Origin of the sequence: Rhizobium sp. RAF36, from assembly GCF_052114105.1 — a bacterium.
Lineage (GTDB): Bacteria > Pseudomonadota > Alphaproteobacteria > Rhizobiales > Rhizobiaceae > Rhizobium.
Genome location: NZ_JBFREC010000008.1, coordinates 159669 through 181715 on the forward strand (window position 1 = coordinate 159669; position 22047 = coordinate 181715).

Below are 22047 nucleotides of genomic sequence, written 5' to 3' on the forward strand. Positions count from 1 at the left end.
ATAAGGTGGAACGCCCAAAACCGATTGGAGGGTCTGCACGTGCCTCTCGACAGCAAAAGACGCTTTTCCGGTTTTCTCTTCGATATGGACGGAACCATCCTCAGCTCTACGGCTGCCGCCGAAAGGGTCTGGGGCGCCTGGGCCGAACGTCACGGACTGAATCCCGTCGAATTCTTGCCGACCATGCACGGAAAGCGGAGCGTCGATACGATCCGCCAATTGAACCTTCCTGGTGTCGATCCCGAGGTTGAGGCCGCAAAGATCACACAGGCCGAAATCGAGGATGTCGATGGTATCGTCGCCATTCCCGGAGCCGCCGAATTTCTGGCGGCGCTGCCGCCACAACGCTGGGCGATCGTTACCTCGTCCACGAAGGCGCTGGCGATCCGCAGGCTGGAAGCCGCCGGGCTCCCTGTCCCGCAGCAGATCGTGACCGGCGATGACGTGACCTCCGGAAAGCCCGATCCGCAATGCTATCTTCTTGGCGCCAGAAAGCTCGGCGTGCCGCCGGAAAGCTGCCTCGTGTTCGAAGATGTCGAAGCCGGGGTGAAGGCTGGAGAGGCTGCCGGAGCCGAAGTCATGGTGATCACCGCCGCCGGCCACAAGGCGGTGTTTCCAGATCATCCCTCGATCGGGGACTATACCGGCGTGTTCCCGCTGATCTCCGAAGACGGCAAGATCTCGGTCGTCGAAAAGTAACATCCCTGCCCGGCCCCGTTTGCCTGCCCAGCAGCAGTTCCGGAACAAAACCGCTGGTCTCTCCGTTGATGTGCAGATCGACGATTGGAGTTGGCAAATGTCTACGGTGGCGAAATCTCTGGCAGCATGCGCGGTAACCGCCGCGATTGTGATGTCCGGCGCATCCTCCGCCTTTGCCTTCCGCATTGATCCCCCGGCCGTCGCCGGCAATTCCGAAACCAACGCATCCGTTGCCGCCTATTCCGCCGAAACCGGTAAGGCGGCGGCAGCTGAAAACTGGCTTTTGTCTCCCGCGGAGATTGCCCACATCAAGTGGTGCGCCAAGAAATTCCCGTCCTACAATCCGACCGACAACACCTACGCCACTGGCAAGGGCGGGCAGGCGGAGTGCCGTTCACCGCGTTAAGCGTGAAGACGCTACCGCCCGCTGTCGACAAGGCGGCGATATCGGGATTGTTTTTTGCGCGCTTCGCGCCAATCCGGGACGAAAATTATCCTCTGGTCTGCAATGCGCGAACTCTATGCGTTCTGTCCCCGACGCGGCGGCCCTAATCTGAAGTCCTGAGTGGCCGGCTGGAGGAAAAGGCATGGCAAGTCCGCATGCCATGTTGAACGAGCTCTCGAATTTTGCGCCCTTGTCGCTCGCGAGAGCCGAGATCTGGAGCGCGCTGTGCCGGGAGGCAACCGACGCGGCGGCGAAGGACCGGGCGCTCGTACGCCCAATGAATGCGGCGATCCTCTATCATTCCAGTTTTGCCGAGGCGCTTGCAAACCGCATCGCTCACAAACTTGCCGATCACGATCTGGATCAGCACGAACTTCTGGCCGCGGTCGCGCAAGCCTTCGTCTCGGAGCCGGATATCATTGAGCAAGCCGTTGCCGACCTGATCGCCGTGCGCGAGCGCGATCCATCAAACGCCGAGATCCTGACGCCATTTCTGTATTTCAAGGGTTTCGCCGCCCTGCAGGCGCATCGCGTCGCCCACTGGCTTTGGCACGAGAAGCGGTTGCATATGGCAAGGCATCTGCAGAGCCGGGTTTCGGAAATTTTCGGCGTCGATATCCACCCGGCAGCACAGATGGGCAAGAGCATCATGCTCGACCACGGCAGCGGGCTGGTTATCGGCGAAACCGCCGTGGTGGAAGATGAGGTTTCCATTCTCCAGAACGTCACGCTCGGCGGAACCGGCAAGCAGGATGGCGACCGGCATCCCAAAGTCCGAAGGGGCGCCCTGATCGGCGCGGGTGCCAAGATTCTGGGAAATATCGAGATCGGCGTGGGCGCAAAGGTTGGCGCTGGCAGCGTAGTAATCGCATCGGTGGCTCCCTACACATCCGTTGCCGGTGTCCCGGCACGGGTGGTCGGCAAGCCCCATTCCGGCCTGCCCGGCGTCACTATGGACCAGAGCCTTTCCGAACCGGATTACGTGATCTGAAAGCGCTCCCCTAGCTGAAGGCCAGAAACAGCGAGGCAACAGTTCCGGCGCAGAGCAGCAGGACGATCGTCTTTTCCGTCTTCGCGCCCATCATATCCGTCATGCCCTCCAAAGCGCCCGGCTAAAACACCACCGGTCCCGTCTTGTCTCGACCGGCGCCAGCCTGCAATCGATAGACACTATGCCGGAGCCCGGCTGCCGGGGAGAAATGCAATTCTATTCTCCATAATTTTTATGGAATTTATATTGTTGTGAGGCCCTATGCTTTGGTGCCTAGATGCGCGGGACAATCAACCCCGGCCCACCACGCACGGTGCTACGGCATATTCCACAGGAAGCGATGATGAACGCGCCCTTTTCACCTCCCGCGGCAAGACCTGCCGCGCACCGCATTGCAACGGAAGACGAGGCCATCCGGACCGCCCGTGAGCTTGCAGAGCGCTTCGCGCAAACTGCGTCGCAGCGGGATGCCGAAAGGATATTGCCCTTCGAAGAGCTCGACCGGCTTTCGTCCTCCGGTCTTCTGGCAATCACCGTGCCGAAAGACTTCGGCGGTCTTGGCATTTCCAACGCAGTTCTCGCTGAGATCACCGCCATCATTTCGGAAGCGGACGGTTCGCTCGGCCAGATCCCCCAGAACCATTTCTACATTCTGGAGGCGCTGCGGACCGACGGCAGCGAAGACCAGAAGAAAACCTTCTTCGCCGAAGCCCTGGCCGGGCGCCGGTTCGGCAACGCGCTGTCCGAACGCGGCACCAAGACGGTTGGGCACTATGAGACCCGCATTACCCGCGATGGCGGCGGCTACCGGATCAACGGCACGAAATACTATTCGACTGGAGTGATCTTTGCGGACTGGATCACCGTCTTTGCACTGGATGAAGACGATCACCTGGTCATGGCCTTTCTGCCCAAGGGAACCGAGGGTATCGACATCGTCGATGACTGGGATGGGTTCGGCCAACGCACCACGGGCAGCGGCACCACGATCCTGAACAACGTCTTCGTCGAGCGCGCCGCGGTCGTGTCGCATCACCGCGGTTTCGAGCGGCCCTCGACCATCGGTTCTGTCGGGCAGATCATTCACGCCGGCGTCGATCTCGGTATCGCCCGGGCTGCCTTCAAGGAGATGGTCGATTTCGTCTCGCACAAGGCACGCCCCTGGATGAACAGCGGCGCCGAGCGCGCCAGCGACGATCCGCTGACGATCGCCAAGGCCGGCCAGATCGCTATCAGGCTGGAAGCCGCCAGCGCGCTTCTCGAACGTGCCGGGCGCAAGGTCGATGCCGCGCAGGCCGACACAAGCGAAGAGAAGGTCGTCGAGGCGAGCCTCGCTGTCGCAGCGGCAAAAGTGCTGACCACGGAGATCGCGCTTGAAGCAAGCACGACGTTGTTCGAACTGGCGGGAACTGGCTCGGTGAAGACGGGGCTGAATCTCGACCGGCACTGGCGCAATGCCCGCACCCATACACTTCATGACCCCATCCGGTGGAAATATCACGTCGTCGGCAATTACCATCTGAACGGCGTCATTCCACCGAAAAACGGTGCGCTCTGACGAACAAAAGGAAACCCCTCCGCAAGGTTGCGAAGGGGTTTTCTTGTTTGCGCGATACAGGCCTCAGCTATAGAGGCTGACCTCGGGTATCCGGCCGTTCAGCACGAACTCTCCGACTTCCTTAGCCTTGTAGAAGACCGGGTCGTGCAGCGTGTGCGTTCGCACATTGCGCCAGAAGCGGTCGAAGCGGTATTTCTCCGCTGTCGCACGGGCGCCCATCAGCTCGAAGACCCGCGAGGTGACATCCAGCGACACATGGGTCGCATGCACCTTGGCGGCATAGGCTTCGGCGGCAGCTTCGCCGCGCTCGCGCGCCGTCACCGCATGCCCCTTCGCCAGCCCCTCCTGCACCACCGCGGCTGCGACATCGGCAAGTGCTGCCGATGCCTTGACCGCCGCTGTGAGCTCGCCGACCCTTTCAAGAATATAGGGATCGTCGGCAGCGCGGGCCGCATTCGACGTCACCCAGGGGCGGGTCGTCGTGCGGACATAGTCGACGGCAGCGTTCAGCGCGCCCTCTGCCGTTCCCAGATAGAAATTGACAAAGACCAGCTGGATCAGCGGCGTGTTGAAGGTCGAGAGCACCGGCGGAGCCTCATCTGCCGGCGCGGGTGCGGCGACGAAATCGTCCTCATATACGGGGAAATCATGAAACTCGACGCTGCCGCTGTCGGAAAGACGCTGGCCGAAATTGTCCCAGTCATCATTCGCCTTGTATCCCGGCCGGCTTGTCGGCACTGCAAAACCGGCAATCTTGTCATCAAGCGCGGCATTGGCATTGATATAGTCTGACACGTGCGCTGCCGTGGAGAAGGACTTGCGACCGTTCAGCACATAGCCGTTGCCGCGCCGCGTCAGCACGAGGCCCGGATCGCGCGGATTGACCGCTGCTCCCCAATAGAGGCTCTTTGCCACCGTCTCGGAACTCAGTGCCTGCGCCCGGGGCTCGTCGAATGCCCAGTTGATATATTGGCTGTTGACGTAGTGGTAGCCGAGCAGCTGGCCGATGGAGCTTTCGCCGCGCGCGAGGATACGCACCAGCCGCAGACCATCCACCCAATCGAGCCCGCCTCCGCCGATCTTGATATCGTGGAGTGCGTTTAGGAGGCCGGCGTTCTTCAGCTTGACGATCTCGCCGATCGGCGGACGGCCATCGCGGTCAAGTTCGCCTGCGCGGGCGGAAAGATCAGCCGAGATCTCCTCCGCACGGGTAAAAAGGTCCTCGCGCGTCGTGCTGCGATTGGCCGCAAAGACGACATTGGACTGGCTCATGATGAAAACTCCGGTTCTATGAAATTGAAGCCGGCGGCGCCTCGTGGTCCCCGCCGGGAGATCGAGAATGTCAGCCTAGAAAAGCTTTGCCGGGATCCAGTTCGCGGTCACCGCATCGCTGGCGCTGAATTCCGGGATCTTCTGGGCGAGGTCCTCGATCGTCTTGACACCGGCGGCGCGCAGGCCCTCCTGCGTCAGGAGCACAGGCCTGACGGTGATCTGGTGGGGAACGTCCTGCCCGGCGATCTGCAGGGCTGCTGCGCGAACCGACACGGCACCGACGACGGCCGGATTGGTCGCAACCGTTGCAACCCACGGGCTGCCCTCTTCGGTGATTTCCTGGATGTCGGCGGTCGAAACGTCGGCCGAATAGATCTTCAGCTTGCCGGAGATGCCGAGGTCACCGGCCGCAAGCTTCACGCCGCGGGCGAACTCGTCATAGGGCGCGAAGACCACATTGATGTCGGGATTGGCGGTCAGCGCCGCCTTTGCCTGGTCGGCCGTCGAGGTCGCCGTTGTGTCGCTGACATTGCCGAACCGGGCCTTCTCGGTGACGCCTGAATTCTCGGCCTTGAACTTGTCCCAAACCTCGTTGCGGCGGTCGAGCGGCGCGAAGCCCGCGACGTAGACATAGCCCGCCTTGAAGCTGGTGCCATTGTCCTTGACTGCCTGTTTCAGGGCAAGTTCGGCAAGCTCATGGTCGCTTTGTTCGACCTGCGGGATCTTTGGGTTGTTGAGATTGACGTCGAAGGCAACGACCTTGATGCCCTTGTCCACTGCCTGCTGGACGACGTCGCTCAGCGATTCCGGCAAGCCGTGATCGACGACGATACCGGCCACGCCGAGATTGATCGCCTGCAGAATCTGCTCGCGCTGCTGGGCTGCGTCCTGCCTCCCCGGGAAGACGCGAAGATCGATATCGAGTGCCTTCGCCTGCGCCTCGGCACCGGCCTGATAGGCCTGGAAGAAATCGCCAGCGGAGATGTAGCTGATCAGCGCCACCTTGACCCCGCCCTTGTCGAAGGGAGCCGGGGCGCCGCTCAGGCCACCGGCAAAGGCTGCGGAGGAGAGAGATGCGGAGAGGGCGGCTGCAGAAAAAGCAAGCCGTGCAAGAGATTTCATCGTCGCTGTCCTTGTGATCGATGGCAGGCACCGTCTGACGGGCAGAACGATCCCGGCGGCGCATGAAATTATTAGATATAAACTCTATGTTTTTAGTAGATTAAATCATCCGATTTTCGGAGCTCCGGGAGATTCTTTGTTTCGCAACACAGGCCGCACGGGCAATCGCTTGCCTGGAACGGGACGCCCCCGCCGGTCCAATATGCCGGCTCGAAAGCCCGGATATGAATGATGCCGCTTCTTCGCGTCGAAAACATCACCCACAGATTTGGATCGACAGTTGCGCTCGCCGACGCGAGCCTGTCGATCGAGCGCGGCGAGATCGTTGCGCTGATGGGCGCCAATGGCGCGGGCAAATCGACCCTGGTGAAAATCGTTTCCGGCCTATTTCCCGCAGACAGTGGCCTGATTGAACTGAACGGCCGGCCGTTCGCCCCGAAGACGCCATCGGAAGCGGCGCGAGCCGGGGTGGTGACCGTGCATCAATCGACCGATCTCGCCGGAGCGGCCGGGCTGACGGTCGCAGATACCCTGCTTCTGAACCGTTTCGCCGAGGGCTCGGCGCCGTTCTTCATCTCGCGACGGAGCGTGCGCAGGCAGGCGCGCGCAATTCTCGATACTGCCAGCTTCGACCTGCCGCTCGACCGGGATTTTGCAGATCTCAGCACCGCCGACCGTCAGCTCGTCGCCATCGCACGCGCGCTTGCAAACAATGCGGAGCTGCTGATCCTCGACGAGCCGACCTCAAGTCTTTCGGGAGACGAAAGCCAGCGCCTGTTCGATGTTCTGCGCCGCTTGCGCGCAAAGGGTCTCGCGATCCTCTATATCTCTCATAGAACCGCCGATCTGAAGGCCATTGCCGACCGCGCCGTCGTCATGCGCGGCGGGCGGGTCGTCGAGAGTTTCTCGCAGCCGATCGACTTCTCCCGTGCGCTTGAGACCATGATCGGCCGCAAGCTCGAACTGGCACGGCCCGCGGCGCGAGAGGCTGTTGGCCCAGCCGTTCTGGCGATGCGCGATATCAGGCTACTGCCGTCGAGCGTACCGTTCGATCTCGAGATCGCCGAAGGCGAGGTCGTGGCTCTTACCGGCGTGCTCGGCGCCGGCAAGAGCCGGCTTCTGTCGGCGATCTTCGGCGCGGCCTCCCTCGCAAGCGGGACGATGGAACTCGAGGGCAAAGTCTATCGCCCGAGGTCACCAGCGGATGGGATTGCGGCAGGCGTTGCGATGGCGGGTGAAGACCGGCATCGCTCTTCTCTCATGCCTGCCGCCTGGCCGGGAAACTCGCTGGCCGCCACCATCAGCCTTCCCCATCTGAAGAAATGGTATCCGTTCGGCCTGATCGCGGGCGGGCGCGAAACGCGGGAAGCGACGATCGCCATTTCCCGGATCGGCATCAAGGCTGCCGGTCCCTTTGCTTCGGTCTGGACCCTTTCCGGCGGCAACCAGCAAAAGGCGGTTCTTGCCCGCTGGGAGGCCGAGCCGAGCCGGCTGCTGCTGCTCGACGAGCCCTTCCAGGGCGTCGACGTCGGCGCGCGGCACGACATCATCAAGGCGATCCGATCGCGCCGGGACCGCGCCACTTTGATTGCCACGTCGGATCCGGAAGAAGCGCTCGAGGTGGCCGATCGCATAGTGACGATCGACAGCCATACGCTCCTTCCGGCCAGCGAAACCCTCACCTTATATGGACCAACGATATGACGAGCATCGACGATGACGCCTTTGCAACGCAGAGCAAGGAGAGTGCACGCCAAGACGTTGCAGACCGTGCCACCGCGCTAGGCCGCTCGCTGCGTTCCGGCGCCGTCTTCATCCTGCTTGGATTGATGGTGATCGGCTTCGGCATTGCCGAACCGGCCTTTGTGAACGTCGCCAATCTGATGAGCATCCTCCAGGCCGTCTCGGTCGTCGCGATTCTCGGCGCGGGCGTCACGGTGACGCTGGCCGTCGGCGGCTTCGACCTTTCGATCGGTGCCATCGCCGCCTCCAGCGTCATGGCGGCAAGCTACGCGATGATCGTCTGGCAACTCGATGCCTTCGTCACGGTGCCGCTGGTGCTGATGTTTGGCGCAACGGTCGGGCTGATCAACGCCCTGCTGATCGTCAGATTGCGGGTGCCTGATCTCCTGGCGACGCTCGCCATGATGTTTCTGCTGTCTGGCCTGCAGCTTATTCCGACTGCTGGCCGCTCGATCTCTCCCGGGCTCATCCTGCCCGACGGATCGAAGGCATCAGGCGCCTTCGATCCGGCATTCCTGATGATCGGCCGATACAGCCTGTTCGCCACATTGCCGGTCTCGGTCGTGCTGATGGTAGCCGCAGCCGTCACATTATACCTGCTGACGGAACACACGCGCATAGGCCGCCTGCTTTTTGCCACCGGCGGCAATGAACTGGCGACGCGGCTCGCCGGTGCTTCAACGACACGGCTGAAGACGCTTGCCTACGTCATATCGGGAGCACTCGCCGCATTGGGCGGCATCGTCATTGCCGCACGTGTCGGGCGCGGCGATGTCTCATCGGGCGGTTCACTGCTAATGGATGCCGTCGCCGCGTCCCTGATCGGCTTTGCCGTGCTCAACCTGCGCCGCCCGAATGTGCTTGGAACCGTTGCAGGTGCAGTCTTCGTGGGCGTGCTGCTTAACGGGCTGACGATGCTCAATGCGCCCTACTATACGCAGGACTTCGTCAAGGGCGCCGTCCTGGTCGGCGCGCTAGCACTGACCTTCGGCTTGGGCCGCAATGCTGATCGCTAACGGCCCTGCCCGGCCCGCGAAATTTTCGTCAACACTCTGAACTTTTGGAATAACGTACCTCCTTTGTCGTTTATTTCCATATATTTTATAAACTATTGAAATTGAGGGATATGACCATGACTAAGGAAATTGGGGACGGCCTTGGACGCCGCGAAATCTTGAAGTTTGCAGCGGTCGCAGGAGCGACCTTTGCAGGTAGCAGCCTGCTGACGGCGCCGGTAGCGCGCGCCGGTGATGCGGCGCTCTCGCTGAAGGGCAAGCGGGTTGCCATCAGCGCGACTGGCACCGACCACTACTTCGATCTGCAGGTCTACAATGCCCAGATCGAAGAGGTGAAACGCCTCGGCGGCGAGCCGATCGCCGTCGACGCGGGCCGCAACGACGGCAAGTTGATCGCCCAACTGCAGACGCTCGTGGCACAGAAGCCCGACGCGCTCGTGCAGATCCTGGGGACGTTGAGCGTCATCGATCCGTGGCTTAAGAAGGCGCGCGATGCCGGGATCCCCGTCCTGACCGTCGATGTCGGCTCGACGAATTCGCTGAACAACACGACTTCGGATAACTGGGGTATCGGCAAGGACCTGGCGCTGCAGCTGGTTTCCGATATCGGCGGCGAAGGCAATATCGTCGTCTTCAACGGCTTCTACGGCGTGACACCCTGCGCCATCCGCTACGACCAGCTCGTCAACGTCGTCAAGTACTTCCCGAAGGTGAAGATCATCCAGCCGGAACTGCGGGACGTCATCCCCAACACTGTGCAGGACGCCTTCACACAGATCACCGCGATCCTGAACAAGTATCCGGAAAAGGGTTCGATCAAGGCGGTCTGGTCTGCATGGGATATCCCGCAGCTCGGCGCCACGCAGGCGATCGCAGCCGCCGGACGCAATGAAATCCGCACCTATGGTGTCGATGGCAGCCCCGAGGTTCTACAGCTCGTTGCCGATCCGAAGTCGCCCGCCGGCGCCGACGCGGCGCAGCAACCGGCCGAGATCGGCCGCGTCGCCATCCGCAACGTCGCGAAACTGTTGTCGGGCCAGACGCTGCCGCGCGAAAGCTATGTCCCGGCGCTGCTCGCCAACAAGGAGAATGTCTCCGACATCATCAAGAAGCTCGGCATCGGCTGATCTTGAGGCGGACCCTTTCGATTGCGGGAGGGGCCGCGCTCCGAATTCTGGAACAATCCAACATGAGTGCATCCGCAGTGGCGCCCACAGCTGAAACCGGCGATATCATCATTCGCTTCGACCGGGTCGTGAAACGCTTCGGCGGTGCGCAGGCGCTGGCCGGAACATCGCTCGCTGTCCGGCGCGGCACGGTACACGGCCTTGTCGGCCAGAACGGCGCCGGAAAATCGACGTTGATCAAGCTTCTTGCCGGCTTCCATCTGCCGGACGGGGGGTCGATCGAGGTCGATGGCAAGCCGTACGAGAGGCTCACGCCGCATCTCTGCGACGAACTCGGCATCCATTTCATCCACCAGGACCGGCTGCTGGTTCCAACCTTCACGGTCGGCGAGGCGTTGTTTCTCGGTCACGAGAAGCGCATCGCGCGAACTCCGTTTCTCAATCGCCGCGCGATGCAGAAGCGCGCCGAGGAACTGCTTGCGAATTATTTCGGCATCAATCTGCCGAGAAATGCACTGATCAGCCAGCTATCGACCGCCGAACGGCAGATCGTGCAGATCACGCGGGCGCTGCTCCATAAGCCGAAGGTTCTCGTCTTCGATGAGCCGACTGCTGCCCTCGTCCGGCGCGAAGCCGACATCCTCTTCCGGCTGATCCGCCGCCTTCGCGACGAAGGTGTGACCATCATCTACATCTCGCACTATCTCAACGAGATCGAAGACCTCTGCGATCATGTGACGGTGCTGCGCAACGGGCTCAGCGTCGCTTCCCTGCCGATCAGCGAGGCACCTGCCACGACGATCGCAGGCCTGATGATCGAACGCGATATCGGCGAGATGTTCCCCAAGCGCAAGGTCGAACTCGGAGACGCAATTCTAGACGTTCGCGGCCTATCGGCGCCCGGCCGCTTCGACAATGTCAGCTTCACCCTGCGCCGCGGCGAGGTGCTCGGCATCACCGGGCTTCTCGGCTCCGGCGCCAAGGACGTGCTGCGGTCGCTCTTCGGCCTCCAGCGCGCCGCAGACGGCACGATCGAGACGGGCAGACGGACCATCGACCCGAAGAGCCCTTCGGCAGCGGTCGAGAGCCATATCGCGCTCGTTCCCGAGGACCGGCGCGGAAACGGCGTCAGCCTCGACCTCAGCGTCACCGAAAACATCACGCTTCCAAGCCTGTCGCACTACAGCCGCTTCGGTTTCCTCAAGCTGGCCGGCGAACGGCGAGACACGGATGACCTGATCCGGCGCCTGCAGATCAAGACGGCCGGCGGGAATGCGCTGGTACGCACCCTGTCAGGCGGAAACCAGCAGAAAGTGGCGATCGCAAAATGGCTGAGCCGCCATTCCGAAGTCTATCTGCTCGATGAGCCGACCGTCGGCGTGGACATTGGCTCGAAGGTCGAGATCTACACGCTGATCGGCGAGCTTGCGGCGCGCGGCGCGGGCGTCATCGTGCTGTCTTCCGACCTGCCTGAGCTCGTCGGTATCACCGATCGCATTCTGGTGTTCTTCCGCGGACGGCTGATCCGTGAACTCGCCTCAGCAGAAACCACAACCGATGAAGTGCTCGCGATCTCGACGGGCGCTTCGGAAGGATTGCATCATGTCGGCTGATATCCAGCTCGCTCCCTCCCCGGATTATCTCGCCGATGTACCGCGCACCGGCGGCACCTCGGCGGCGGCGATCCTCCGTTTCGGCTCGCTGCTCGTCTTCGCAGTCATACTGGCCGCATTTGCACTCACCGCACCTTATTTCCTCTCCGTCGGCAATATCGGCAATGTGCTCGGCCAATCGGCAATTTCGGGGATATTGGCAATCGGACTGACGGTAGTGCTGATCGCCGGCGGCTCCAATGTCGTCACCGGCGGCATCGACCTTTCTATTGCCGCCAATATGGGCCTGAGCGCCGCAGTCTACGCGACATTGATCCAGCTGGGTTTCAGCGACCCGGCCGCCGCCGGAGCGGCACTGTTGACCGGCCTTTCGATTGGCGCGGTCAACGCAGCCGCGGTGGTGCTCGCCGGTATCGTGCCGTTGCTCGCGACACTCGCAGTAATGAATATAGCCGCCGGTCTGGAGCTCGTGCTGACGCAAAATACCGTCGTTCCAGCATCGACCGATTTCCTGACGGCGATCTCCTCGTCAGACAGCTTCGGCATCCCGTTCCTTGCCTATATCTTGCTCGGCTTTGCCGCCCTTGCCGGGGCGATCATCCAATACACGCCGGCTGGCCTGCGGCTCTATGCAGTCGGCGTGTTTCCGGATGCTGCGCGGGCCGCCGGCTTGCCGGTCAAGCGCCTGCTTGCAGGCGCCTTCATTGCCAGCGGGTTGTGCGGCGGGGTGGCCGGCATTCTCTCGGTCTCCTATCTCAGCGGCAGCACTACCGGTTCCGGCGAAGCGCTGCTCCCCGTCGTCGTCATCGCGCTTCTCGGCTCGGTGTTCTCGCGCCGTCTGGTTCCAACAATTCCGGGCACATTGATCTCGGCGCTGTTCGTCGGCTTCCTGACCAACGGCTTCCAGCTTCTCAACCTCCCGAGCACACTGGTCAGCGGCGTCCAGGGTCTTCTCATCCTCATCGTGGTCTCGGCCACGACCCTGCTGCGCAAACGGGAGGCTTGATATGTCCGGTTTGAAACTCGCCGAGGGGTCGATCGCCGGCCTTGCCCGCTATGGACTGATCGCGGCTCTGGTCGGGGTCTTCGCGCTGTTCTCGATCCTCGCGCCGGCATTTCTGACCGTCGGCAACTTGCAGAGCATCCTGGTCAATAACTTCACGCTGCTGGCGATCGTCTCGATCGCCATGACATTCGCCGTCACGGCCGGGGGTATAGATCTTTCGGTCGGCACGGCGGTCGATTTCGCAAGCTTCGCCTTCGTCTCCCTCGTGCTCGCTGGCGAGCCTGTGTCGCTGGCCGCCCTTGCCGGACTCGCCGCGGGCGCACTCGTCGGCGCTGTGAATGCGGTACTGGTTTCCGTCATCGGCGTGGCACCTTTCCTCGCCACGCTCGGCACCCTGTTCATCGGCCGCAGCATCCAGCAGCTGCTGACCAACGGCGGCAATCCAGTCTATCTGCCACCATCGGGGATCCCTGATGCGTTCCGGTTTCTCGGGCACGGGACGATCGCCGGCGTACCGGTGCCGCTGGTGATCGCCGCAGCTGTCATCGCCGCATCGGCCGCGATCCTGGCCTGGACGCGTTTCGGGCGCGTGGTGCTGTCGATCGGCATCCAGCCAAGCGTGGTTCGCTATTCCGGCATCAACCTTGGCATACCCGTCGGTGCAACCTTCATCCTGGCAGGCATCATCGCCGCAATCGCCGGGCTGGTGCTGACGGCGACGGTCACCGTCTACATCCCCTCCTCGGGCAACGCCTTTCTTCTGAATGCCATCGGCGCAACGTTCATCGGCACGACGCTTTCGCCGCTCGGCCGCCCCAACATTCCCGGCACCGTCCTTGGCGTCCTGCTTCTCAGCGTCGTCGCCAACGGCCTGCTTCTGACCGGCCTCAATTTCTACTGGCAGCAGGTCGCGACAGGAACGCTGATCTTTGCGGTGCTGGCCTTCAGCTTCATCAACCGGAAAACCGCCGCGGCCTGACATCGATCGGCCGCCGCTTCAGGAACAATCGCATGACACGTGAAATCAGGCTGAACGCCTTCGATATGAACTGCGTCGGACATCAGTCGCCAGGTCTCTGGCGGCATCCGCGCGACAAATCCTCCAACTACAAGGATCTCGATTACTGGGTGCATCTGGCAAAGACCCTGGAGCGCGGCAAATTCGACGGGTTGTTCATTGCTGATGTGCTCGGCGTCTACGACGTGCTGAACGGCAATGTCGATGCAGCCCTTCGCCATTCCGCACAGGTTCCGGTCAACGATCCGCTGCAGATCATTCCAACCATGGCCTACGCCACCGAGCATCTGGGTTTCGGCCTGACGGCCTCGCTGTCGTTCGAGCACCCCTACACATTTGCCCGCCGGATCTCGACGCTCGACCACCTGACGAAGGGCCGGGTCGGCTGGAACATAGTCACCTCCTATCTTAACAGCGGCGCGCTGAATATCGGCCAGCCGGCGCAGACGAACCACGACGACCGTTATGATCTCGCCGATGAATATCTCGACGTTTGCTACAAGCTTTGGGAGGGGAGCTGGGAAGATGACGCCGTGGTGCGCGACAGGGATGCCGGTATTTTCACCCATCCCGAAAAGGTCCATCCGATCAATCATGCCGGCAAGCATTTCACGGTGCCCGGAATCCATCTTAGCGAGCCATCGCCGCAACGCACGCCGGTTCTCTACCAAGCGGGCGCTTCCAGCCGGGGCAAGGACTTTGCCGGTGCGCACGCTGAATGCATCTTCGTTGCTGCCCCCTCTAAGCCTGTCCTGAAGCGCTATGTCGCGAATGTCCGCGAAGCGGCCGAACGTGCCGGACGCAATCCGCGCGAGATTCTCGCCTTCAACCTGCAGACCGTGATCCTCGGCGAGACAGACGCGGAGGCACAACGCAAGTTCAACGAATACCGGAAGTATGCCTCGCTCGAAGGCGCCCTTACCCTGATCTCGGGATGGACCGGCATCGATTTCGGCCAGTTCGGCCCGGACGAAGTCCTGCGCCATCGCCATACGAACGCGGTGCAGTCAGCAGTCGAGACCTTCACCACCATCGATCCAAACAAGGAGTGGACAGTGCGCGAGATGGCCGACTGGGTCGGCATCGGCGGCTTCGGTCCCGTCTTCGTCGGCTCGCCATCGACGGTCGCCGACCTGATGCAGGAATGGGTCGAGGATACCGACGTTGACGGTTTCAACCTCGCCTACGCGGTGACCCCCGAGAGTTTCGAGGATGCCGTCGATCTTCTCGTCCCCGAGCTTCAGCGGCGCGGCGTCTACAAGAACGAGTACCGCAAGGGCACGCTTCGCGAAAAACTGGGGGGCAAGGGGCCGAGGCTCGTCGCCCCGCATCCGGGCGCAAACTACCGGCGGACCGGCGCGCGGCTGGCGGCGGAGTAGCGCCGGCCACCGTGACGACAAACAGTTGTCGAGACGCGCTTGGGCTGCCTCGCATTGCGTAGGCGGCTCAAGCCCCAGCTGTTCTCGATGCCGCTATTCTTCGCTCGTCAGCGCGGCGCGAAGCCGCTTTACGTCCTCATTCAGCGCTCCAATGCCTTCCATCGATAGGCCTGAACGCGCCAGCAGCGTCTCGCCAAGACAATTACTCTGCTGCAGCAGAGCCTTTCCGGCATCGGTCAGCCAGACATGGACTTGCCGTTCGTCTTCCTTGCTCCGGCGCCGCGCGACAAGGCCAGCCTGCTCCATTCGCTTGACCGGTGGCGTAACAGTGCTCGATTCCAATGAAAGACGCTCGGCGATGCCGCCGATCGTCATGCCGTCATCCTCGCCCAGCGCATTCAGCACCAGATACTGAGGATAGGTGATGCCCATGGCGTCGAGCATCGGCTTGTAGGTGCGGTTGATGGCGATGCTGGTGGCATAGAGCGAAAAGCAAAGCTGGTTATCGAGAGGCAGTGGCATAGGCAATCTCCAGTCGTCTTCGCTCCATATACCGCAAAAAATATTATCGCGATAATTATTTCTCTGGACAAGCGCGGAATGAGGCGCTAGCTTTTATTTATCGCGATAATAAATATTGCGAAACATATAACACGGAGATCCGAGATGAGCCAGTTTGACACAACCCGCCGCGGCGTGATGGCCGCCGGATTGGGCCTCGCCGCCGCGGCCGCCATTCCGCTTGCCCAAAACGCAGAAGCCAAGACCAAGCAATCGCCAAAGGAGAACGATACGATGAGCAGCAATACCTTCACCACCAAGGACGGTACGCAGATCTTCTACAAGGACTGGGGCAAGGGCCAGCCGGTCGTCTTCCACCATGGATGGCCGCTGAGTGCAGACGACTGGGATGCCCAGATGCTGTTCTTCCTCGACAAGGGCTACCGTGTCATCGCCCATGACCGCCGGGGTCACGGCCGCTCCAGCCAGACGGCGACCGGCAACGATATGGACACCTATGCATCCGACGTCGCCGAGCTCGCCAAGCATCTCGATCTGAAAGATGCTATCCATGTCGGCCATTCGACGGGTGGCGGCGAGGTTGCGCGCTATGTCGCCAAGCATGGCGGTGGCGGCCGCGTTGCCAAGGCGGCGCTGCTCGGCGCCGTTCCTCCGATCATGCTGAAATCGGACAAGAACCCGGGCGGCCTGCCGATCGAGGTGTTCGACGGCTTCCGCGCCGCGCTGGTCGCCAACCGCGCGCAGTTCTTCCACGATATTCCTGCCGGTCCCTTCTATGGCTTCAACCGGCCGGGCGCGAAGGTTTCCGAAGGGGTCATCGACAATTGGTGGCGCCAGGGGATGATGGGCGGCGCTAAGGCCCATTACGATTGCATCAAGGCATTCTCCGAGACCGACTTCACCGACGACCTCAAGACGATCGACGTACCCGTCCTTGTCATGCATGGAGACGACGACCAGATCGTGCCGATCGCCGATTCCGCCTTGCTTTCGGCCAAGCTCCTGAAGAAGGGCGAGCTGAAGGTCTACAAGGGATTGCCACACGGCATGGCAACCACCCATGCCGACGTGATCAACGCCGACCTCCTGGCTTTCTTCACGGCCTGAGTTTCAGATGAAAACCGATGTGCCCGCCCTGCGGGCACATCTTCCGTCGCGCGAATGGTGCCGCTGCATGGTCGCCCAGGCAGGGCTGCACGGACGCCCTTCCCTCTCCTGTTCTCTTCGCCAGCGCCCATTTGCCGCTTTGCAGCAATATCCGCTGTGAAGCAGTTGAAAGCGTGACATTTGTCGTTAGGTTCTCAAGCCGAACCAGAATGCGCCGATTGAAAAGGACCGATAAAATGGCAGAGAAGAACCCCGCCGATAATTTTCCGGCAGGATACGAAGTCCCTAAGGTTTGGACTTGGGACAAGGGTAATGGCGGCCAGTTCGCCAATATCAACCGGCCGATTGCCGGGCCAACCCATGACAAGGTTCTGCCTGTCGGCAAGCATCCGCTGCAGCTCTATTCGCTCGCCACGCCGAACGGCGTCAAAGTCACCATCATGCTCGAGGAATTGCTGGCGCTCGGCCACGAAGGCGCGGAATACGATGCCTGGCTGATCAGGATCGGTGATGGCGACCAGTTCGGCTCCGGCTTTGTCGACGTCAATCCGAACTCGAAGATCCCTGCTCTTTTCGACCATTCGACGCCAGAGCCGACCCGCGTATTCGAGAGCGGATCGATCCTGCTCTATCTGGCGAAGAAGTTCGGCGCCTTCCTTCCGGAGGATCACAAGGCGCAGACGGAGACCATGAACTGGCTCTTCTGGCAGATGGCCTCGGCGCCCTATCTCGGCGGCGGCTTCGGTCACTTCTATGCCTATGCACCGATCCACATCAAATATGCCATCGACCGCTTCTCGATGGAGGTCAAACGCCAGCTTGATGTGCTCGACCGTCAGCTCGCCGATAACAAATACATGGCTGGCGACGAATATTCGATCGCCGACATGGCGATCTGGCCGTGGTACGGCAATCTTGCGCAGGGCAAGGCCTATGGCGAGGCCGGCGAGTTCCTCGACGTCGCAAGCTATAAGCATCTGCAGCGCTGGACGCAGGAGATCGCCGAACGCCCCGCCGTAAAGCGCGGCCGGATGGTCAACCGCGTCCATGGCGACCCGTCCGAACAGCTGCACGAGCGGCACGATGCGTCGGACTTCGAGACCAAGACCCAGGACAAGATCGCCAAGTAAACGGACGCTGGCCGCCGCAGCCCTGAAACGGGCATGCGGCGGCCAGCCAAACGTCTCGACGCTCGCGGCACCCGCTAGTGCTGCCCGAAATCAGTAGCGCCTGCGCCTCGATGACACCCGGTTTCGTGCGCGGCTACCGCCTTGTTTCCATGTGCTATCCGCCCTAAGTATTTTAGCGAATTCGGAGGAAGCATGGATAAGGTATTGATGAGCAAGGCAGAGACTGGCGTCCAGGGCCTCGACGATGTGCTTGCCGGCGGGTTTACCCGCAAACATGTATTTCTGCTCGAAGGATCTCCCGGCACGGGGAAAACGACGATCGCGCTGCAGTTCCTTCTCGAGGGTGCCGCACTCGGCGAGCGTTGTCTCTACATCAGCCTTTCCGAAACCGATGAGGAGCTTCGTGATTGCGCCAGGTCGCACGGTATGGAGATCGACTCGCGGGTCGAGATCTTCGAACTCGTGCCGCCGGAAAGTCTGCTCGACGCCGACCAGCAGCAGAGCCTGCTCTATTCGTCGGACCTGGAACTTGGAGAAACGACCAAGCTGATCTTCGAGGCCTTCGAGCGGATCAAGCCGCAGCGTGTCGTCATCGACAGCCTGTCGGAAATCCGCCTGCTGGCGCAGAGTTCGCTCCGCTACCGCCGGCAGATTCTGGCGCTGAAGCACTTTTTCTCGCGATCGGATGCGACCGTCCTGCTGCTCGACGACATGACGTCCGATAGCCTCGACAAGACCGTGCACAGCGTCGTCCACGGCGTCATCCATCTTGAGCAGCTGGCGCCTAACTATGGATCGGAGCGCCGCCGCCTCAGAGTCATCAAGTACCGCGGCCAGTCGTTCCGCGGCGGCTACCACGACTTCGTCATCAAAACCGGCGGTGTCGCGGTCTTCCCGCGCCTGCGCGCTGTCGAGCACAAGACCGGGTTCGAGCGGACCACCCTCTCCAGCGGGCTGCGCGAATTCGATCGTCTTCTGGGCGGCGGCATCGAGCGAGGATCCAGCACCTTGCTGATCGGCCCGGCCGGTACCGGCAAAAGCCTGTTTACCCTGCAATTCGTCAATGCGGCGGTGCAGCGGGGCGAGAGGGCCGCGATCTTTATTTTCGATGAAGAGCTGGGACTCCTCTTCGCACGTACGAAGTCGATGGGCATCGATCTTGAAAAGATGCGCGACGATGGGTCTATCCATATCGAGCAGCTGGATGCGGCCGAACTTTCCCCGGGAGAGTTTACGCAGCGTGTCAGAGACAGAGTTGCAAGCTATGACGCAAAAACGGTCATTATCGACAGCATCAACGGCTATCAGGCCGCGATGCCGGAGGAAAACGCTCTCATTCTGCACATGCATGAGCTGCTTCAATATCTGAACCGGCAAGGCGCCAATACGTTCCTGACCGTCGCCCAGCACGGTCTTGTCGGCGACATGAAGTCGCCCGTCGATGTCACCTATCTCGCCGACAGCGTCATCCTGCTCCGGTATTTCGAAGCCTTGGGCAAGGTGCGCCGCGCGGTCTCCGTCATCAAGAAGCGAACCGGACCGCACGAGGATACCATCCGCGAATTTCGAATTTCCAATGCCGGACTGTCGCTTGGCGAACCGCTCTCGGGGTTCCAGGGCGTGCTGCGCGGCGTCCCGAATTTCGTTGGAGAAAGACAGCCGCTCCTTCCATTGTCAGATGAGGACGGCACCGATTCCTAACAGCGATACCATCGGCCTGATCTACGCTCCAGTCGGCCGGGATTCGAAAATTGCAGCGTCTCTCCTGCAGGAGGCAGGCATCAAGGCAAGGATCGTGTCCGATCTGCCGTCCTTTGCCGCCAACCTTGGCGACGCTGTCGCCTTTGCCGTTATCACCGAGGAAGCATTTCGTTCGGCCGATCTGCGGGCCGTTTCCGCATGGATCGAAGTGCAGCCGAGCTGGTCCGACCTTCCCTTCATCATCCTCACCAATCGCGGTGGTGGCCCCGAACGTAATCCGGCTGCCGCCCGGCTCTCGGAAGTGCTCGGAAATGTCAGCTTCGTTGAGCGCCCGTTCCATGCAACCACCTTCATCAGCGTGGCGCGTTCCGCCATGCGCGGGCGCCGGCGGCAATATGAGGCACGGTCGCGTATCGAGGCTCTCGATGAGGGTGAGCGCCGCCTGCAGACCGCGCTCGGCGCCGGCCGGCTCGGCGCCTGGGAGCTCGATCTCACCACCAATGAGCTGACAACTTCGGCGACCTGCAAAGCGATTTTCGGACGCAGCCCGGACGATGCGTTTTCGTATACCGATCTGCTCGCTATCATTCACCCAGAGGATGTCGGCCGGATGCAGACCGCCGTCCGGGCGACGATCGAAAGCGGAGCGGATTATTCGATCGAGTACCGGACGATCTGGAAAGACGGATCGGTGCATTGGGCCGAAATCCGGGCGCAGCTCTACAAGGACCGGTGGGGCAAGGCGATCAAACTTGTCGGCGTTTCGGCTGACATTACCGACCGCCTCAAAGCGGAGGAACACCAGCGGCAGCTGAACGAGCTGCTAGAAGAGCGGGTCGCCGAGCGCACCCGCGAGCTAGAACAGGCGCACGCGGTCGTCATGGCAGAGGTGAGCCAGCGTGAGCGCGCCGAAGAACAGTTGCGGCAGGCTCAAAAGATGGAGGCGATCGGCCAGCTGACCGGCGGGGTCGCGCATGATTTCAACAATCTTCTCATGGCAGTTCTCGGCAATCTTGAACTTCTGCGCAAACTTGCGGGAGACGATGCCAAGGCGCTGCGCCTGATCGACGGCGCCCAGCAAGGCGCCAGGAGAGGCGCGTCGCTGACTCAGCGTCTGCTGGCCTTTTCCAGGCGGCAGGATCTTCGCATCGACCCGGTCGATATGCGGGCGCTGGTGTTTGGCATGGAAGACCTTCTCAAGCGCTCCGTCGGATCGACTATCGTTGTCGAGACCGTGGTGCCGGATAATCTTCCCCTCGTCTCCGCAGACGCAAACCAGGTCGAACTGGCGCTGCTCAATCTCGCCGTCAATGCCCGTGACGCGATGCCTGACGGCGGCACCATTCGTATCGAACTCAGACAATCCGAGCAGATATCCGGGACGGCAGAACTAGCGGCTGGCAGCTATGTCATCCTTTCCGTCGCCGACCAGGGGCACGGAATGGACGAGGAGACGCTGAAAAAGGCGATCGAGCCGTTCTTCTCGACCAAGGAGCTCGGCAAGGGAACCGGTCTCGGCCTGTCGATGATCCATGGCCTTGCATCGCAGCTGAAGGGCGACCTCAAACTGACCAGCGAAGTTCGCAAGGGCACGACGGCCGAGTTGTGGATACCTGTATCGATCTCCAGCGCTGCACAGCCGGAATTGATCGTCATCCCGCCACAGGCCGCCGGCAATGCTTCAGGGCCGAAGCGGATATTGCTTGTCGACGACGACCTTCTCATCGCGATGAGCTCTGCCGACATGCTGATGGATCTCGGGCATGACGTCGTCGAAGCCCATTCCGGAACGGAGGCGCTGGAATTTTTCGGTGACGGATCGGCCTTCGATCTTGTCATCACCGACTATTCCATGCCCGGCATGACCGGCGGCGACCTGGCGAGAGCCGTGCGCGCCATCGCGCCGGCCCTGCCGATTCTCATTGCGTCCGGCTATGCCGAGCTTCCCCCAGGGGTCGATCTCGATGTCGCAAGGCTTGGAAAGCCCTACACACAGGACCAGCTGGCCAATGAGATCGCCAAGGTCGCCTTCAGCGCCCGCTGATCGCGAGCGCCCGCTGATCGCGCGTCTGATTTGCGAGACTGACGGGACGATTACTTCGCCGCGATCGCCGTCATTTCAACGAAGAGGTCAGGCGAAGCCAGCCTGGCCTCGACCGTTGCACGAGCCGGCGCATGTCCCGCTGGAACCCACGCATCCCAAGCCGCATTCATCTCGTCAAATCCTGAAATGTCTGAGAGATAGATGGTGACGCTGACGAGATTTTCCTTGCTGACGCCCGCCTGCGCCAGCGTATCGTCGAGGCTGGCCAGAACATCCTCGGTCTGCAGCCGCACCGGCTGGCCACGGGTGGTTTCAGCCGTATGGCCGGCGAGGAAGATCAGGTTTCCGACGACCACTGCGTCGCTCCAACGCGCCGCCAAGCCAATTCTCTCGATCATTCAATGCCCTTTCATGCTCGATCTCGTCTGAGCCACAGCGCTAGCGCCTGAAATACGAAAAGGCCAGCATCTTCTGGGGCGCGCGGCCTATCCCTGGAAGTTGGCATCGGTTCGCCGGTTTTGCTGAAAGTTTAAGTTGACCGTTCCCGATGTCGG

19 protein-coding genes are annotated in these 22047 nt (G+C 61.5%); 15 read left to right on the forward strand and 4 right to left on the reverse strand.

Features of this window, described 5'->3' with window-relative positions; genetic code table 11:
• Positions 1-84 precede the first annotated feature (84 nt).
• From AB4Z25_RS24075 to AB4Z25_RS24090, 4 genes are all read left to right on the forward strand, one after another.
• The gene (locus AB4Z25_RS24075) at positions 85-699 is read left to right on the forward strand and encodes an HAD-IA family hydrolase (RefSeq protein ID WP_442209660.1); all 615 of its coding nucleotides are present in this window, start codon (positions 85-87) and stop codon (positions 697-699) included.
• Positions 700-796: 97 nt separating this feature from the next.
• Positions 797-1105 carry a BA14K family protein gene (locus tag AB4Z25_RS24080; RefSeq protein WP_442209547.1) on the forward strand — a complete coding sequence of 103 codons (309 nt, stop codon included), beginning with the start codon at positions 797-799 and terminating at the stop codon, positions 1103-1105.
• A gap of 181 nt (positions 1106-1286) precedes the next feature.
• A complete protein-coding gene (cysE, locus tag AB4Z25_RS24085) occupies positions 1287-2135 on the forward strand; it encodes a serine O-acetyltransferase (protein ID WP_112598988.1) in 849 nt (282 codons plus the stop codon).
• 340 nt (positions 2136-2475) lie between these two features.
• Positions 2476-3693: an SfnB family sulfur acquisition oxidoreductase gene (locus AB4Z25_RS24090; protein ID WP_442209662.1), complete on the forward strand. Its 1218-nt coding sequence runs from the start codon at positions 2476-2478 to the stop codon at positions 3691-3693.
• 63 nt (positions 3694-3756) lie between these two features.
• On the opposite strand, the gene AB4Z25_RS24095 is transcribed toward AB4Z25_RS24090, so the two are convergent.
• Positions 3757-4965: an acyl-CoA dehydrogenase family protein gene (locus AB4Z25_RS24095; RefSeq protein WP_442209549.1), complete on the reverse strand. Its 1209-nt coding sequence runs from the start codon at positions 4963-4965 to the stop codon at positions 3757-3759.
• A 75-nt stretch (positions 4966-5040) separates the two neighbouring features.
• Positions 5041-6087, reverse strand: coding sequence for a substrate-binding domain-containing protein (locus AB4Z25_RS24100; protein WP_442209550.1), 1047 nt, complete (start codon positions 6085-6087; stop codon positions 5041-5043).
• A gap of 231 nt (positions 6088-6318) precedes the next feature.
• On the opposite strand from AB4Z25_RS24100, the gene AB4Z25_RS24105 reads away from it, so the two are divergent.
• The 7 genes from AB4Z25_RS24105 to AB4Z25_RS24135 all read left to right on the forward strand — a co-directional run bounded on the left by AB4Z25_RS24105 (position 6319) and on the right by AB4Z25_RS24135 (position 14989).
• Positions 6319-7791 (forward strand): sugar ABC transporter ATP-binding protein, encoded by a 1473-nt coding sequence (locus tag AB4Z25_RS24105; RefSeq protein WP_442209663.1) that lies wholly within the window; start codon positions 6319-6321, stop codon positions 7789-7791.
• Entirely contained in the window at positions 7788-8846 is a 1059-nt protein-coding gene (locus AB4Z25_RS24110) for an ABC transporter permease (RefSeq protein ID WP_442209552.1), read from the forward strand. The genes AB4Z25_RS24105 and AB4Z25_RS24110 overlap by 4 nt, the downstream gene beginning before the upstream one ends.
• A 116-nt stretch (positions 8847-8962) precedes the next feature.
• Positions 8963-9973 carry a sugar ABC transporter substrate-binding protein gene (locus AB4Z25_RS24115; protein ID WP_442209554.1) on the forward strand — a complete coding sequence of 337 codons (1011 nt, stop codon included), beginning with the start codon at positions 8963-8965 and terminating at the stop codon, positions 9971-9973.
• A gap of 62 nt (positions 9974-10035) precedes the next feature.
• Positions 10036-11586 (forward strand): sugar ABC transporter ATP-binding protein, encoded by a 1551-nt coding sequence (locus tag AB4Z25_RS24120; RefSeq protein ID WP_442209556.1) that lies wholly within the window; start codon positions 10036-10038, stop codon positions 11584-11586.
• The gene (locus AB4Z25_RS24125) at positions 11576-12592 is read left to right on the forward strand and encodes an ABC transporter permease (protein WP_442209558.1); all 1017 of its coding nucleotides are present in this window, start codon (positions 11576-11578) and stop codon (positions 12590-12592) included. The genes AB4Z25_RS24120 and AB4Z25_RS24125 overlap by 11 nt, the downstream gene beginning before the upstream one ends.
• A gap of 1 nt (position 12593) precedes the next feature.
• On the forward strand, positions 12594-13571 hold the full coding sequence (locus AB4Z25_RS24130; RefSeq protein WP_442209560.1) for an ABC transporter permease: 978 nt from the start codon (positions 12594-12596) through the stop codon (positions 13569-13571).
• Positions 13572-13603: 32 nt separating this feature from the next.
• A complete protein-coding gene (locus AB4Z25_RS24135; protein WP_442209561.1) occupies positions 13604-14989 on the forward strand; it encodes an LLM class flavin-dependent oxidoreductase in 1386 nt (461 codons plus the stop codon).
• 93 nt (positions 14990-15082) lie between these two features.
• On the opposite strand, the gene AB4Z25_RS24140 is transcribed toward AB4Z25_RS24135, so the two are convergent.
• Positions 15083-15511, reverse strand: coding sequence for a MarR family winged helix-turn-helix transcriptional regulator (locus AB4Z25_RS24140; RefSeq protein ID WP_442209563.1), 429 nt, complete (start codon positions 15509-15511; stop codon positions 15083-15085).
• 273 nt (positions 15512-15784) lie between these two features.
• On the opposite strand from AB4Z25_RS24140, the gene AB4Z25_RS24145 reads away from it, so the two are divergent.
• The 4 genes from AB4Z25_RS24145 to AB4Z25_RS24160 all read left to right on the forward strand — a co-directional run bounded on the left by AB4Z25_RS24145 (position 15785) and on the right by AB4Z25_RS24160 (position 21493).
• Entirely contained in the window at positions 15785-16618 is an 834-nt protein-coding gene (locus tag AB4Z25_RS24145) for an alpha/beta fold hydrolase (RefSeq protein WP_442209664.1), read from the forward strand.
• Between the two features lie 236 nt (positions 16619-16854).
• Positions 16855-17748, forward strand: a complete 894-nt coding sequence (gene yghU / locus AB4Z25_RS24150; protein WP_442209565.1) for a glutathione-dependent disulfide-bond oxidoreductase — start codon at positions 16855-16857, stop codon at positions 17746-17748.
• Positions 17749-17940: 192 nt separating this feature from the next.
• Positions 17941-19449, forward strand: coding sequence for an ATPase domain-containing protein (locus AB4Z25_RS24155; RefSeq protein WP_112390019.1), 1509 nt, complete (start codon positions 17941-17943; stop codon positions 19447-19449).
• On the forward strand, positions 19427-21493 hold the full coding sequence (locus tag AB4Z25_RS24160) for an ATP-binding protein (protein WP_442209567.1): 2067 nt from the start codon (positions 19427-19429) through the stop codon (positions 21491-21493). The genes AB4Z25_RS24155 and AB4Z25_RS24160 overlap by 23 nt, the downstream gene beginning before the upstream one ends.
• A 50-nt stretch (positions 21494-21543) precedes the next feature.
• On the opposite strand, the gene AB4Z25_RS24165 is transcribed toward AB4Z25_RS24160, so the two are convergent.
• Positions 21544-21891 (reverse strand): RidA family protein, encoded by a 348-nt coding sequence (locus AB4Z25_RS24165; RefSeq protein WP_112599014.1) that lies wholly within the window; start codon positions 21889-21891, stop codon positions 21544-21546.
• Positions 21892-22047: the final 156 nt, after the last annotated feature.

What these genes read in the sequence shown, in the direction of transcription:
- AB4Z25_RS24165 (WP_112599014.1), bottom strand. Translation starts at nt 21,891, where the DNA reads ATGATCGAGAGAATTGGCTTGGCGGCGCGTTGGAGCGACGCAGTGGTC.
- AB4Z25_RS24100 (WP_442209550.1), bottom strand. Translation starts at nt 6,087, where the DNA reads ATGAAATCTCTTGCACGGCTTGCTTTTTCTGCAGCCGCCCTCTCCGCA.
- AB4Z25_RS24105 (WP_442209663.1), top strand. Translation starts at nt 6,319, where the DNA reads ATGCCGCTTCTTCGCGTCGAAAACATCACCCACAGATTTGGATCGACA.
- AB4Z25_RS24135 (WP_442209561.1), top strand. Translation starts at nt 13,604, where the DNA reads ATGACACGTGAAATCAGGCTGAACGCCTTCGATATGAACTGCGTCGGA.
- AB4Z25_RS24080 (WP_442209547.1), top strand. Translation starts at nt 797, where the DNA reads ATGTCTACGGTGGCGAAATCTCTGGCAGCATGCGCGGTAACCGCCGCG.
- AB4Z25_RS24155 (WP_112390019.1), top strand. Translation starts at nt 17,941, where the DNA reads ATGGATAAGGTATTGATGAGCAAGGCAGAGACTGGCGTCCAGGGCCTC.
- AB4Z25_RS24160 (WP_442209567.1), top strand. Translation starts at nt 19,427, where the DNA reads ATGAGGACGGCACCGATTCCTAACAGCGATACCATCGGCCTGATCTAC.
- AB4Z25_RS24140 (WP_442209563.1), bottom strand. Translation starts at nt 15,511, where the DNA reads ATGCCACTGCCTCTCGATAACCAGCTTTGCTTTTCGCTCTATGCCACC.
- AB4Z25_RS24075 (WP_442209660.1), top strand. Translation starts at nt 85, where the DNA reads ATGGACGGAACCATCCTCAGCTCTACGGCTGCCGCCGAAAGGGTCTGG.
- cysE (WP_112598988.1), top strand. Translation starts at nt 1,287, where the DNA reads ATGGCAAGTCCGCATGCCATGTTGAACGAGCTCTCGAATTTTGCGCCC.
- AB4Z25_RS24130 (WP_442209560.1), top strand. Translation starts at nt 12,594, where the DNA reads ATGTCCGGTTTGAAACTCGCCGAGGGGTCGATCGCCGGCCTTGCCCGC.
- yghU (WP_442209565.1), top strand. Translation starts at nt 16,855, where the DNA reads ATGGCAGAGAAGAACCCCGCCGATAATTTTCCGGCAGGATACGAAGTC.
- AB4Z25_RS24145 (WP_442209664.1), top strand. Translation starts at nt 15,785, where the DNA reads ATGAGCAGCAATACCTTCACCACCAAGGACGGTACGCAGATCTTCTAC.
- AB4Z25_RS24115 (WP_442209554.1), top strand. Translation starts at nt 8,963, where the DNA reads ATGACTAAGGAAATTGGGGACGGCCTTGGACGCCGCGAAATCTTGAAG.
- AB4Z25_RS24090 (WP_442209662.1), top strand. Translation starts at nt 2,476, where the DNA reads ATGATGAACGCGCCCTTTTCACCTCCCGCGGCAAGACCTGCCGCGCAC.
- AB4Z25_RS24125 (WP_442209558.1), top strand. Translation starts at nt 11,576, where the DNA reads ATGTCGGCTGATATCCAGCTCGCTCCCTCCCCGGATTATCTCGCCGAT.
- AB4Z25_RS24110 (WP_442209552.1), top strand. Translation starts at nt 7,788, where the DNA reads ATGACGAGCATCGACGATGACGCCTTTGCAACGCAGAGCAAGGAGAGT.
- AB4Z25_RS24095 (WP_442209549.1), bottom strand. Translation starts at nt 4,965, where the DNA reads ATGAGCCAGTCCAATGTCGTCTTTGCGGCCAATCGCAGCACGACGCGC.
- AB4Z25_RS24120 (WP_442209556.1), top strand. Translation starts at nt 10,036, where the DNA reads ATGAGTGCATCCGCAGTGGCGCCCACAGCTGAAACCGGCGATATCATC.